We start from the raw sequence: 12,645 nt of genomic DNA on the forward strand, positions 1-12,645 counted from the left end.
GCTCCCGGCTTCACCCCCGTGCCGAGAGCGGCGGCTTCCCCGGTACGCCGGCGATGCCCCAGCGCGTGGCGGGCACCTCCTGCAGGACGATCCAGGTCGACGCGCGCGCCCCGTCGCCGAACACCTCGGCGACCGCGTCGGTGATCCTGGCGATCAGCTCCGTCTCGGTGTCACCGTCCAGGCGGCCCTCGTAGAGCTTGACGTCAATGAGCGGCATGGGAGGTCTCCTTCGTACTGGGTACGCAGTCGGTCACGGGGTTCACGGGGTTCACGGCGTTCACGGAGCGGTCGGTGTGCGCGGCCCTCCCGGCGTTCCCGGTGCCCTCCGCCACGGCGCGCGCGTCCTCCAGGGCCGCGTCCAGCGCCTCGGCCATGTGGTCCACCTGGGCGTCGCTCAGCCCCGGGTGGCAGGGCAGGTTGACGTGCTCGGTGAACCACAGTTCCTCCGCCACCGGGCACTCGCCGTGCCCGTGTCCGCGGGAGCGCCACTCCGGCGTCAGGTGCAGCGGGAAGTAACGGAGCTGCACCTCGACACCCCGCGCGTCGAGTCCCCGCACCAGCGCCTCGCGGGTGCCGCTGGGGCCCGACACGAAGCAGGTGTACAGGTGCTGGGCGTGGTGCACCCCGGAGCGCGGCCGGCCGGCCCGGGCGTGCGGATGGCGGTCCACCACCTCGTTCAGCCGCGCGGCGATGGCCCGGCGCCGGCCGACCAGCTCCTCCAGCCGGTCGAGCTGGTGCAGCCCCACCACGCAGGCGGCCTCCGACAGCGTCGCGTTGGTCCCGCTGCGGCGCACGCCCAGGCAGGCGTCCCGGTACACCGACGACGAGTACTTCATCCAGGGCAGCAGCTCCGGGGCGTCCAGCGGGGACGCGCTCCCGGCGACGAACACGCCGTCGACCTCGTTGGAGCGCAGCCGGTCGATCCGCTCGGCCCAGTCGTCACGGTCGAAGGTGAGCATCCCGCCCTCGCCGAGCGTGGTGATGTTCTTCGACGCGTGGAAGCTGAAGCAGCCGATGTCGCCCAGCGACCCCGGGCGCCGCCCGTCGTACTGGGCACCGAGGGCGTGCGCGCAGTCCTCGACGACCAGGACGCCCCGTTCCCTGGCCATGGTCACGATCTCGTCCATCTCGGCCGGCCAGCCGCCGTAGTGGACGAGCAGGATGGCCCGGGTCCGGTCCGTGATCAGGCTCTTCAGCACGGCCGGGTCCATGTTGAGCGACTCCCGGTCGATGTCGCAGAACCGCACCCGGACCTGTCGGTCGAGCAGGGGCTGGGCGGTCGCCTGGAAGGTCTGCGGGGTGACGACGACCTCGTCCCCCGGTGCCAGGTCGAGCAGGTGGACGGCGAGTTCCAGAGCGACGGTGCCACTGGTGACGCTCAGTGCGTACCGGGTGCCGACGTGGTCGCCGAACCGCCGCTCGAACCGTTCGCGCCAGGTTCCCATGGACAGGGATGCACCGGATTCGAGCAGCTGGCCCAGAGCGGTCGCCTCCGTCGTACCGAGGATGCTTCCGCGACTCGCGTACGGAACTCTGTAGGCCCCGCGCATAAGTACCCTCCGGCTGGATTCGGGGATTGTTTCCCGTCGCCGACATGGGCGACGCAAAGGACTCTACGTTTTCCGTCCGCCCGCGGGGAAAGCTAATCGTCGGAGCTGACAGGAGTTTGACAGGGCGTCAATATCCGCTCGTGCGCTTGCCCTTCCGTGAACGCGGGCCCAGGATTCGGAACGAGTGAACCGAACGAACCGGACCAACGGGCCGCACACCCGGTCGACACGAGGGGCGAAGCGTTTATGGAATTCGGCGTGAATTTCTTTCCGGTGGTCGATCCCGCGCAGAAGAGCGCCACGTCCTATTACGAGGAGACCCTGCGCCTCGTGGACCTCGCGGAGGCGCTGGACTTCGAGCACGTCCAGACGGTGGAGCACTACTTCACCGGCTACGGCGGGTACTGCCCCGACCCGGTCACCCTGCTGACCGCGATGGCCGCCCGCACCAGCCGTATCCGCATCACCACGGGCGCGGTCGTCCCCGCCTTCACCCATCCCGTCAAACTGGCGGGCAAGCTGGCCATGCTCGACCACCTCTCGCACGGCCGGCTCGACGTCGGCTTCGGCCGGGGCTTCCTGCCCACGGAGTTCGAGGCGTTCGGCATCCCCATGGACGAGAGCCGCGCCCGGTTCGACGAGGGCGTGGCGGCCTGCGTGCGGCTGTGGAGCGAGGAGGACGTGGTCTTCGAGGGCCGCTTCCACCGCTTCGGCCCGGTCACGCTGCTGCCGCGTCCGTACCAGTCGCCGCACCCCCCGGTCTTCATCGCCTCGGCGACGAGCGCGGAATCGTGCGCGGCCGCCGGCACGGCCGGCCACCACCTCCAGGTGGTGCCGTCGGTCACCAGCGCCGAGCAGCTTTCCGGAATGCTGCAGAAGTACCGGGCCGCCTGGGACGAGGCGGGCCACGATCCGGCCGCCCGCCGCATCCAGATCAAGTACACCTGCTATCTCGCCGACGACGCCGCGGAGGCCCGCCGCACCGGGGAATCGTACGAGCGCTCCTACATCGACCACATGACGAAGGCCGTGGAGCCGCTCGCGAGGGGAACGCGGGCCGATTACCCCGGATACGACAAGTTCCTGGAGAAGGCCAGGAAGTACGACTTCGCGGCGTCCCTCGCCGCGAACAAGGTGTTCGCCGGCGACGCGGCGCAGGTGCGCGCACAACTGGAGCGGACGCGTGAGGAGTTCGGCGCCGATCTGACGGTCAGCCTGCAGTTCAACCCGGGTGGTCTGGCCTACGACCGCGCCGCCCGCGCCATGGAACTCTTCGCCCGGGAGGTGGCACCCGCCTTCACCGGTGGGTGAGCGCTCCCGGGGCCCGTCCCCTCCGCGTCAGCAGCAGGGACAGCCGCTCCACCTGGGAGCGCAGCAGCCGCTGCTCGTCGACGAGTTCGTCGACCCGGGCACGCAGCCGCAGCAGCTCGCCGCCGTCGCCCGGCCCGGGCGCGGCGGCGGCCGTCACCGGCGGCAGGTCCGCCTCCCACGGCCGGCCGCCGCCGAACCGTTCCCGCCCCGGGTGCGCGGCGGTCAGCCTGCGCAGTTCACCGACGGCCTCGCGGTGCGGGCCGAGCCGCAGCTGGACGTCGTACAGCGCCTCCAGGGCACTCAGCCGCTCCTCCTCCAGCTCCGCCGCCGCCCCGGCGCACAGCGGACCTCCGGTGCTGCCCGCCATCGCCGGCCCCCGCCACAGCTCCAGCGCCTCCTTCAACAGGACCCGGGCGGCCCGCGGGTCGCTGCCGAGCAGGCTCACGGCCCTGGCCGTCGCCAGCCGGAACCGGGCGCTGTCCAGCTCCTCGGGACGCGCCTGGAGCACATAGCCCGTGTCGCGGGCCATCAGCCGCGGGGTGTTGGCGCGGGACGGCTCCGCCTCGATCAGCAGCTGCCGGAGCCTGGACACGTGGGCCTGGAGGGCGTTCACCGCCTTGCCGGGCGCGCGGCCGCTCCACAGCTCCTCGATCAGACGGGCCGTGGGGACGGGCACGCCGGGCCGTGCCAGCAGCGCCCCCAGCAGCTGCCGCTGTTTGGGACTGGTCAGGGGCACCCACCGGTCCGCGACGTCGTCGTGGACCTCGGGGACGCCCAGCACTCGAAACTGCATCTGCACCTCCGCGGTCGCACACCCCTGCTCGGCCCAGCTGACCCCGGGCCGCCGCCCGGGCGCCTGAGTGCCCGGTACTCATCTCCGCCGGCCCTCCGCCGGCGGGCACGGCGAGCGGGTCGTACGGCGCCCGCACCGCGGATGCGGCACGGCGGCGGACTGAGTGGCGGCTACTCACGACCCGGCGGCCCGCGCCGTGGTCGTCTGGAACCTCCGCCGTTCGCGGCGGACGAGCGGGTCACAGCCACGGGTGAGGAGTTGGGGACGCATGGCGCGGTGGGACGCGGAGGTCGCGGTGGTGGGCCTGGGAGCGTGGGGAGCGTGCGCGCTGTGGCAGCTCGCCGAGCGCGGGGTGGACGTCATCGGCGTCGAGCGCCACCGTCCGGGCCACTCGCTGGGCTCCTCGCACGGCGGCTCGCGGATGTTCCGGGTCACCTGCCTGGAGCACGAGGGACTCGTGCCGCTGGCCCGGCGCTCCCGCGAACTGTGGGGCCGGCTCGAGGAGTCCGCCGACCAGCAGCTGTTCTTCCCGGTCGGCGGCCTGCTGATCGGCCCGCGCGACGGCCGGGTCGCGGGCGGCACACTGGCCGCCGCCTACCGCCACGGCATCGAGGTGAGCACCTTGACCGGGCAGGCGCTGCGCTTCCACTACCCCCGCCACGTAGGGGTCCCGGAGGGCCACATCGGGGTCCGGGAGCCCTCCGCCGGCATCATCCGGCCGGAGCTGTCCATCCGCGCGGCGGTCAACCGGGCCGAGAAGTGCGGCGCCCGCGTGCTCACCGACACCGCCATCGCCACCTACGACCTGGTCCCCGGCGGTGCGGTGCTGCGCACCTCCCAAGGTGAACTGCGGGTGCGCCAGGTGGTGTTCACGGTCGGGTCCTGGCTGTCCTCGCTGGTCGGCGGACTGCCGCTGCAGACCGTGCGGATGCCCATCACCTGGTTCCGGCCACTGGAGCCGCGGGACGAGAGCTTCGGCCTGGAGCAGTTCCCCGTCTTCATGCGGGAGCTGGACGAGGGCACCATCCTGTGGGGCAACGGGGCGGAGGGCGGCCACGACGTCAAGCTCGGCATCGAGGACCGGGCCGACGCGCCGCCCCTGGACCCCGAGGAGTACGACCGGTCGGTGGGGCCGGGGGACTGGTCCGCCCTCACCGCACTGCTTCCGGCCAAGCTGCCCGGGCTCGAACCGCTGCCGTCCAAGGTCGCGGTCTGCATGCTGACCCGTACGCCGGACGGCCAGTTCGTCATCGGCCGGCCCGGTGACGATCCGCGCGTCGTGGTGGCGGGCGGCGACAACGCGCACGGCTTCAAACACGCCACCGGGATCGGGGAGGCGCTCGCCGAGATCGTACGGGGCGAGGCGACGACGGTCCCCCTCGGATTCATGTCCCCGAACCGCTTCGGCTGATGCCGTGTCGGAAACCCCAGGAGGACGAGCATGACGTCGACACCCGCTTCCCGGCAGACGCCGCTGGTGAGCGCCCAGCAGTTCCGGGACGCCATGGCCGAACTGGCCTCGCCCGTCACCGTGGTGACCGCCCCGGACGGCCGGGGCGGGCGCCGGGGCTGCACCGCGAGCTCGGTGACGTCGGTCTCCCTCGATCCGCCGCTGCTCCAGGTCGCCGTCGCGCGCACCTCCAGCTCGCACCGGACGCTGATCACCTCGCGGGAGTTCGTCGTCCACGTCCTCGCCGACCGGCACCGCTGGCTGGCCGACCGGTTCGCCCGGCGGGACATCGACCGCTTCGCCGGGGCCGGCTTCACCACCTGGCCCGGCACCGACCTGCCCTGGTTCCCCGACGCGACGGCCGCCCTGCGCTGCCTGACCCGTGAGACGATCCCGGTCGGCGACCACACCCTCCTGATCGGTGCCCTGTCCGCCGTCCGCGCGGGCCCCGTCCAGGACGCCCCGTCGGACGCCCTCCTCTGGTACCGCCGGGCCTTCCACGCCTTGGCCTGAACGGTCCACCGGGCGCGGGACACCCGCGCCCGGAGCCGGGGTCGCGCCGGCCGGTTCGCCGGGCGGCGCGGGCCACCGGGGGCTCAGCCGGCGTGCGCGTCCGCCGTGCGGCAGGCCTCCAGGCCCCGTTCCACCACCAGCCGCGCGATCTCCGGGGCGTCGCCGAGCGGCGCGGACAGGACGTCGGCCCGGGCCGCCGCCGCCTCGGCCGCGATACGGTCCGGCAGCAGGCCGGGCGCCAGGACGTACGGGGCGACCGCCACCCGGGGTACGCCCCGCGCGCGCAGTTCCCGCACCACCTCGCCGGGCCGCGGCCGGGGGCCGGTGACGAACGCCGGCCGCGCCGCGCACCAGCCCGCCCGCCACAGTTCCCGGGCCGCGGCGCCCACCGACGCGATCGCCTCCGGGTCCGTGGAGCCGGCCCCCGCCAGGACGATGCCGGTCGTGGACCGGTCGGCCGCGCACAGGCCCGCTTCGAAGAGCCGCCGCTGCACCGCCGCGGTGATCAGCGGTGAGCCGCCGAGCACGGCCGCCTGCCGCACGCTCGGACCGCGTGCCCCCGCCAGCGCGGCGGGCAGGTCGGTCTTGGCGTGGTAGGCACGGGTGAGCAGCAGCGGAACCGCCACGGCCCGCGTGGTCCCGGCCCGCCGCAGCGCCTCCAGGGCGCCCGCCACGCCCGGGGTGTCGAAGTCCAGGAAGGCGGTCTCCACCCGCAGGCCGGGACGCGCCAGCCGGACCCGGCCGGTCAGTGCCCACACGGTCTCGGCATGCCGCCCGTCCCGGCTGCCGTGGCTCACCAGGAGCAGCGCCGGACCACCGGGGTCCGGCGCCGTCCCGGCGCGTGTCCGCCACCCCGCCGGCCCCGCAGTGCCCGCCCGTACCGCTGTCACCCGTGCCCCCCGATCGGTGCGCCGCCCGCGGCGGGTGGACCCGCCGCCGGGGCACCCTAGCCGGAGCCGGTCACATCGCCCTGACGGTGCGCTGACCGGGTGTGCACCGGATCCGCGCACGCCCTTGACCCGCGGCTGACGGCGGGGTGACGGGGCGCCGGGGCCTCGCCGTGCCAGGTGGGTCCGCAGCGGTGCAGCGGCGCGTTGGCGACCTCGATCGGCATGCTCCAGTCCAGGTCCCCGATGACCATGGAGGGCTGGGGCGAGTCACCGCGCAGCATGCGCTGGTGTGCCTCGCGGACCGCCTCCGAGGGCTCCAGTCCCAGTTCCGTCACCAGCCGGGTGTGCAGCCGCCGGTAGGTCTCCAGCGCCTGCCACATGCGTCCGGCCTGGTACTGCGACAGCATCAGCTGCAGGTGGAAGCGTTCGTGCAGGGGGTAACGCGCCGTCAGCTCGGTCAGCCTGGCGAGCACCTCGATGCCCCGGCCGAGCGCGAGATCGGCCGCGACGCAGATCTCGAACGCGCTGAGCCTGGACTCCTGCAGCCGCAGGACCTCCACCTGGAGCACCGGCCCCAGGGGCACGTCGAACAGGACGTCGCCCCGCCACAGGGCGAGGGCCTGGTTGAGGAGTTCGGAGGTGAGCCGGTGGTCCCTCGCGCGGGCCGCGGCCAGGCCGGCCGACACCAGGCTCTCGTGCTCCAGCGCGTCCACCTGGCCGGGTGCCGCGTTGAGCACGTAGCCGCCGTGCGCGGTGGCGAGGACCTCCTTGGCGCGAATCGCTCCGTCCGGGCCGTACGCCGCGGCGATCCCGCGTCTCAATTGCATCAGGTACGTCTGCAGCGTGGCCTGGGCGCTGCGCGGCGGGCGGTCGCCCCAGAGTTCGTCGACCAGCTCCCACACCGGCACCGTGCGCCGGGCCCGCAGGGCCAGCAGCGCGAGTACCTGACGGTGCTTGGCCGCGCTGGGTGTCCAGGCGTGTTGCGCAAAGTTGGCAGTCAGGGTGCCTAACAGCTTGATCTCCACTAGCCAACCTCTCCCCGTGTATCGCTGGCGATGCGATGCTGTCACCCGGCGCGTGGATCGAGTAGTGCCCTCGATCACCAGTCCGGCGTGAACCGTCGTATGACCGAGGTGGCTTGATCTCGCCTCCAGCGAGAGTCCAGAGGCGCATGAGATGCGCCTCAAGAGCCGGACGGTGGCGCCGTGTGAGGCTTTGCGCCATGGACTTCACGCTCCTCGGCCCCATCGGGATCATCACGAAGAACGAGCACGTTCCGATCGCAGGCTCCCGTCAGCGGATCCTGCTGGCGTCGCTCCTGGTCAGCGGCAGCCGGCTGCTGACCAACGAGCAGCTCTACAGCGAGCTGTGGGGGGACGATCCGCCGCACACGGCGCACAACGCGCTCCAGGCCCAGGTCTCCCGGCTGCGCCGCACGCTGGGCCGGCTCGCCGAGCCGGGGGAGCCGGCGCCGGCCCTGGTCACCCACTCCGCGGGCTACGTGCTGCGAATCGATCCCTGCCGGATCGACATGAACGACTTCCGGCGCCGCATCGCGGAGGCGCGGCAGCTGGCCGAACGTGACCCCATGGCGGCCATCGGCCTGCTGGAGTCCGGACTCGCCCTGTGGCAGGGCAAGCCGCTCCAGGACACGGGAGCCAGCCCGCTGTGCCACAGCACGGCGGTCCAGCTGGAGGAGGAGTACCTGGCCGCGCACGAGACCAAGCTGGAACTGAAGCTGCGCTGCGGTCTCACCGAGGACGCGATCGGCGAACTGCGGGCGATCGGCGTGGTGCACCCGTGGCGCGAACGCATCACCGAGCTGCTGATGCTCGCGCTGTACCGCGTCGGCCGCCGGGCGGAGGCGCTGGAGACCTACCACAGCACCCGGCGCCAGCTCACCGACCACCTGGGTATCGAGCCTTCGCGCCGGCTGAAGGAAACGCTCCAGGTGATCCTGCGCGAGGACCCGGTCCCCCCGGCGACCCTGCGTCCCTCCCCCCTCTCGGCGCTCGCCCGCTGAGGCCGCGGGACGCGCGCCGCGGACAGGCGCTCAGGCCGGCCCGGGCGCCGTGGCCCGGTCCGGGGCGGGCCCCGCCACCGGTTCGGTCACCGGTTCGGCCGGCACCACCCGCGTACCGCGCCCGGTGAACGCCGCCACGTCGGCGTCCCCTGGCCGTCTGCGTGCTGTGCGCCCTGTCCTTCTGCGTCATCGGCGCGGCCGTCCTCCACCCGCAGGGCCTGGTGCCCGAGGGCAACGAGACGATCACCACGCTGCCGCGGATCTCTACGGACACCATGGGCCCCTGGGCCGAGTACCTGTTCCTCGCCGGTGCCTTCGCCGTCCCCTTCTCCACCCTCACCGGCTCCCCGGCCTCCGTTCCCCGGCTGTGGACCAACACGCTCGGCCTGCTCGGCGTCATCGACTGGACCGACGTCCGCGCCCACGCCCGCACCCGCACCCGCACTCTCCGCGTCCTCACCTGGTGCCTGCCACTGCTGTCGACCGCCTTCTTCCTCCGGATGCAGTCGCCGGTACTGATGGTGCGGATCGGCGGCATCGGTGGCGGCGTCTTCCTGCTCGCCGTGGTCGTCGCCGTCCGGCGGCTGCGCTGCACCGGGGTGCCGAAGCGCTTCCGCGCCGGCACGTGGCTGACCGCGGCACTCGTCCTCAGCAGCGCCGCCATCCTGTGCGTCGGCGTGTACGGGGTGCCGAGGACGCTGGGCGCGGTGCCGGAGCAGCCGCGGGCCGCCGGGAACGCCGACGGGGCGGCGTACGCCGACGAGGTGTCGGAGTGCGCCGCCCCGGGCCGGCTCCCGGTCCCTACTTCGGGTCGCGCCGGAACAGTGACTGGGACCAGACGTAGCCCAGGACGGTCAGCCCCGCGCACCAGGCCACGGCGAGCCATCCGTTGTGGCCGATCCCGGTGCCCAGGAGCAGACCGCGCAGGGTCTCGATGGCCGGGGTGAACGGCTGGTACTCGGCGATCGGCCGGAACCAGCCCGGCATCGCGTCGACCGGAACGAAGGCGCTGGACAGGAGCGGCAGGACCATCAGCGGCATCGCGCTGTTGCCGGCCGCCTCGGCGTTCGGGCTGGACAGGCCCATTCCGACCGCGATCCAGGTGAGCGCCAGGGAGACGAGCGTGAGCAGCCCGACCGCCAGGATCCACTCCAGGACGGTGGCGTCCGTGGACCGGAACCCGATCGCCACGGCGACCGCGCCGACCAGCACCACGCTCATCACGCACTGCAGGACGCTGCCGACGACGTGGCCGATGAGCACGGACCCGCGGTGGATCGCCATGGTGCGGAAGCGGGCGATGATGCCCTCGTCCATGTCCATGGCGACGGACACCGCACTGCCGATCGTGGTGCCGCCGATGGTCAGCAGCAGGATTCCCGGGAAGAGGTACGCGAGGTACTCGGACCGGTCGGCGCCGCCGTCCCCGATTCCCGCGCTCATGGTGTCGCCGAAGATGTAGACGAAGAGCAGCAGCAGCATGACCGGCGTGAGCAGCAGGTTCAGCGTCAGGGACGGGTAGCGCCGGGCGTGCAGCAGGTTGCGGCGCAGCATGGTGGACGAGTCGCGGACGGCGAGGGAGAGGGAGCTCATCGGACGTTCTCCTCGGGCTGGTTCGGCTGGTTCGGCTGGTTCGGCTGGTCGGTGAGGGCGAAGAAGACGTCGTCGAGGTCGGGTGTGTGCACGGTCAGTTCGTCCGCCTCGACGCCGGCGGAGTCGAGCCAGTCGAGGATGGAGCGCAGCTCGCGCTGGCTGCCGTCGCTGGGGAGCTGGAGGGCGAGCGCCTCGTCGTCCCGGGTGGCCTCGCGCAGGGCGGAGGCGGCGGACCGGTAGGCGGCCGGGTCGGTGAAGCGGAGCCGGACGTGTCCGCCGGGGACGATCCGCTTCAGCTCCTCGGCACTGCCCTCGGCGGCGATCCTGCCGTCGTGGAGCACGGCGATGCGGTCGGCGAGCTCGTCGGCCTCCTCCAGGTACTGGGTGGTGAGGAAGACGGTGACGCCGCCCGAGACCAGCTCCCGGATGATGCCCCACATGGTGTGGCGGGAGCGCGGGTCGAGGCCGGTGGTCGGCTCGTCGAGGAAGATGACCCGCGGGTCGCCGACCAGGGTCATGGCGATGTCGAGGCGGCGCTTCATGCCGCCGGAGTACGTGGCGGCCGGCTTCTTCGCCGCCTCGGTGAGGTCGAAGCGCTCCAGCAGCTCCGCGGCGACGCGCCGCCCCTCCCGCTTGGACAGGTGGTGCAGGTCCGCCATCAGGAGCAGGTTCTCCTCGCCGGTGATCAGGCCGTCCACGGCGGAGAACTGACCGGTGACGCCGATGGCCGCGCGCACGGCCTGTGCGTCGGTGGTGAGGTCGTGGCCCGTGACCCGGGCCCGGCCGCCGTCGGCGGTGATGAGCGTGGAGAGGATCTTGACGGCGGTGGTCTTGCCCGCGCCGTTGGGGCCGAGCAGGGCGAACACGGACCCGGCGGGGATGTTCAGGTCGATGCCGTCGAGGACGGTCTGGTCGCCGTAGGACTTGCGCAGACCGCTGGCGGAGACGGCGACCGGTGACGGGTGGCCGTCTCCCTTTTTGGACATGGGCATGACAGAAGAAGGCATGAGGTTCTCCGTTGGAAGGCCGGAACGGGTGGGTGGCGGGGCTGTCGCGGATGCCGGCGCTCAGGACTTGGCGCGGCGGATGTCGATGTTGCCGTGCCGGGTGCGGGCGCGGACCTTGACGGTGTCCTCGGTCCGCTCCGGGGTGTCGGACGCGGTGAGGGCGTTGCGGACCTGCCCCGAACCCGAGCTGACGTCGAGCCAGGCGGCCGTGCCCTCGCGGACGCCGACCTCGATGGCGCCGTAGTTGGTCTCCAGCTGGACGGTGCCGCGGACCACTTCACCCACACGCAGGGTGCCGTGGGCGGTGGTGGCGGTGACCGAGTCCTCGGCGCGCCGGATCTCGATGTCGCCGTTGGCGCCGCTCACCCGCAGCTCGCCGGTCGCGGCGTCGACGGTCGTGGTGCCGTGCGAGTTCTTCAGGACGGCGGGGCCGTCGGCGAGGCCGACGCGCAGGCTGCCGGAGCTGGTGGTGATCTCGGCCGTGCCCTCGACCCGGTCCACGGTGATCGAGCCGTGCGAAGCGGTCAGCTTCAGCGGGCCCGTCGTGTCGAGGCGGACGTCGCCGGACGAGGTCTTCACGCGGACCTCGCCGAGCCGGCCCTCACCGAGCACCTGGGTCCAGGCGCCGGTCACGTCGATGCGCGAGCCCGTGGGCAGTTCGACCGCCACGTCGACGACACCGGTACGGCCGAACAGATTGGGCTTGGGCGTCCTGACGGTCAGGGCGCCGCCCGCGTACGTGACCTCGGTCTGGTCGGCCGTCCGCACGTCCAGATCCTTCTTCGGGTCGCGGGGCCGCACCTCGACGACGGTGTCGGGGCGGTCGCCCGCGGTGAACTGGAGGGAACCGGCCTCCACGTGAGCCGTGGCCGAGATCGGTTCGGGGGTGTCGAAAGAAGGCATGGCTGTCCCGTCCTCATGGGTCTTCAGGGCGTCCCCGCTGGTGGGACGTGGTGGTGGTGAGGTGGTGCGGGCGGGAGCGCGGTCAGCGCACCCAGCCCGTGAAGCTCTGTCCGACGGTCTGGGTCTTCTCCGTCGTCCGCGGCCGGGTGCCGCCGTCGACCGCGGCCGAGACGGCGCGCACCAGCCATGCGTTGACCGACAGGCCCTCGCGGCTCGCGGCCTCCTCGGCCCGGGCCTTGAGAGGGGCCGGCAGACGGAGGTTGACGCGGGCGGTGCCGCCCTCGTCGGCGTCGGCCGGGGCCCTGAACGGTTCGACCGGCGCGGCCGGCTCCGCGGTGACACCGCCGTCGGTGGGCGGCGGTGTCACCACGAAGTCGGGGTCGAGTCCGCGCAGCCGTACGTCGACCGAGCCGGGGGCGAGTTCGCGGGTGATCTCGTCCATCGCGGCGGAGAGCACGTGGAGCATGGTCAGCCGGGCCGCCGACTCCAGGGGAGCGGTGAGCCTCTCGGCCAGCTCACGGGCCTCGTCGCCGCCGGCTTCGGCGGCCACCGCGAGTTCGCGGCGGAGGGTGTCGACATACGGGGTGAGGTCCATGGCGTCATCATGGCACC

Annotated in this window: 13 protein-coding genes; 4 read left to right on the top strand and 9 right to left on the bottom strand. The window is 73.0% G+C overall.

Annotation, left to right across the window (positions count from 1 at the left end):
* Positions 1-10: 10 nt before the first annotated feature.
* Together ACF07S_RS16145 and ACF07S_RS16150 are read right to left on the bottom strand one after the other, a co-directional pair.
* Positions 11-217, bottom strand: a complete 207-nt coding sequence (locus tag ACF07S_RS16145; RefSeq protein WP_391964732.1) for a 4-oxalocrotonate tautomerase family protein — start codon at positions 215-217, stop codon at positions 11-13.
* The gene (locus ACF07S_RS16150) at positions 204-1,550 is read right to left on the bottom strand and encodes a DegT/DnrJ/EryC1/StrS family aminotransferase (RefSeq protein ID WP_391974414.1); all 1,347 of its coding nucleotides are present in this window, start codon (positions 1,548-1,550) and stop codon (positions 204-206) included. The genes ACF07S_RS16145 and ACF07S_RS16150 overlap by 14 nt, the downstream gene beginning before the upstream one ends.
* A gap of 258 nt (positions 1,551-1,808) precedes the next feature.
* Here ACF07S_RS16150 and ACF07S_RS16155 point away from each other — a divergent pair, with 258 nt between their 5' ends.
* Positions 1,809-2,861, top strand: coding sequence for an LLM class flavin-dependent oxidoreductase (locus ACF07S_RS16155; RefSeq protein ID WP_391964734.1), 1,053 nt, complete (start codon positions 1,809-1,811; stop codon positions 2,859-2,861).
* Here the strand turns inward: ACF07S_RS16155 and ACF07S_RS16160 are convergent.
* On the bottom strand, positions 2,848-3,654 hold the full coding sequence (locus ACF07S_RS16160) for a BTAD domain-containing putative transcriptional regulator (protein ID WP_391974415.1): 807 nt from the start codon (positions 3,652-3,654) through the stop codon (positions 2,848-2,850). The two genes, ACF07S_RS16155 and ACF07S_RS16160, sit on opposite strands and share 14 nt — an antisense overlap.
* A 268-nt stretch (positions 3,655-3,922) precedes the next feature.
* Here ACF07S_RS16160 and solA point away from each other — a divergent pair, with 268 nt between their 5' ends.
* Together solA and ACF07S_RS16170 are read left to right on the top strand one after the other, a co-directional pair.
* On the top strand, positions 3,923-5,065 hold the full coding sequence (gene solA / locus ACF07S_RS16165; RefSeq protein ID WP_391964736.1) for an N-methyl-L-tryptophan oxidase: 1,143 nt from the start codon (positions 3,923-3,925) through the stop codon (positions 5,063-5,065).
* A 30-nt stretch (positions 5,066-5,095) separates the two neighbouring features.
* Complete coding sequence (locus ACF07S_RS16170; RefSeq protein WP_391974416.1) at positions 5,096-5,617, top strand: flavin reductase family protein; 522 nt, start codon at positions 5,096-5,098, stop codon at positions 5,615-5,617.
* Positions 5,618-5,700: 83 nt separating this feature from the next.
* Here ACF07S_RS16170 and ACF07S_RS16175 read toward each other — a convergent pair whose 3' ends face one another.
* Both ACF07S_RS16175 and ACF07S_RS16180 read right to left on the bottom strand, forming a co-directional pair.
* Positions 5,701-6,414: a sirohydrochlorin chelatase gene (locus ACF07S_RS16175; protein ID WP_391964738.1), complete on the bottom strand. Its 714-nt coding sequence runs from the start codon at positions 6,412-6,414 to the stop codon at positions 5,701-5,703.
* Between the two features lie 149 nt (positions 6,415-6,563).
* Entirely contained in the window at positions 6,564-7,532 is a 969-nt protein-coding gene (locus tag ACF07S_RS16180; RefSeq protein ID WP_391964739.1) for a BTAD domain-containing putative transcriptional regulator, read from the bottom strand.
* Between the two features lie 197 nt (positions 7,533-7,729).
* Between ACF07S_RS16180 and ACF07S_RS16185 the strand changes: the two genes are divergently transcribed.
* The gene (locus ACF07S_RS16185) at positions 7,730-8,530 is read left to right on the top strand and encodes a BTAD domain-containing putative transcriptional regulator (protein WP_391964740.1); all 801 of its coding nucleotides are present in this window, start codon (positions 7,730-7,732) and stop codon (positions 8,528-8,530) included.
* 801 nt (positions 8,531-9,331) lie between these two features.
* Here the strand turns inward: ACF07S_RS16185 and ACF07S_RS16190 are convergent.
* The 4 genes from ACF07S_RS16190 to ACF07S_RS16205 form a co-directional block, all read right to left on the bottom strand.
* Positions 9,332-10,123, bottom strand: coding sequence for an ABC transporter permease (locus ACF07S_RS16190; RefSeq protein WP_391964741.1), 792 nt, complete (start codon positions 10,121-10,123; stop codon positions 9,332-9,334).
* A complete protein-coding gene (locus ACF07S_RS16195; RefSeq protein ID WP_391974417.1) occupies positions 10,120-11,115 on the bottom strand; it encodes an ATP-binding cassette domain-containing protein in 996 nt (331 codons plus the stop codon). The genes ACF07S_RS16190 and ACF07S_RS16195 overlap by 4 nt, the downstream gene beginning before the upstream one ends.
* 75 nt (positions 11,116-11,190) lie before the next feature.
* The gene (locus ACF07S_RS16200; protein WP_391964743.1) at positions 11,191-12,033 is read right to left on the bottom strand and encodes a DUF4097 domain-containing protein; all 843 of its coding nucleotides are present in this window, start codon (positions 12,031-12,033) and stop codon (positions 11,191-11,193) included.
* An 82-nt stretch (positions 12,034-12,115) separates the two neighbouring features.
* The gene (locus ACF07S_RS16205) at positions 12,116-12,628 is read right to left on the bottom strand and encodes a hypothetical protein (RefSeq protein WP_391964744.1); all 513 of its coding nucleotides are present in this window, start codon (positions 12,626-12,628) and stop codon (positions 12,116-12,118) included.
* Positions 12,629-12,645 lie beyond the last annotated feature (17 nt).

This window comes from Streptomyces sp. NPDC016640 (assembly GCF_043076215.1).
In the GTDB taxonomy this organism is placed as follows: Bacteria; Actinomycetota; Actinomycetes; order Streptomycetales; family Streptomycetaceae; genus Streptomyces.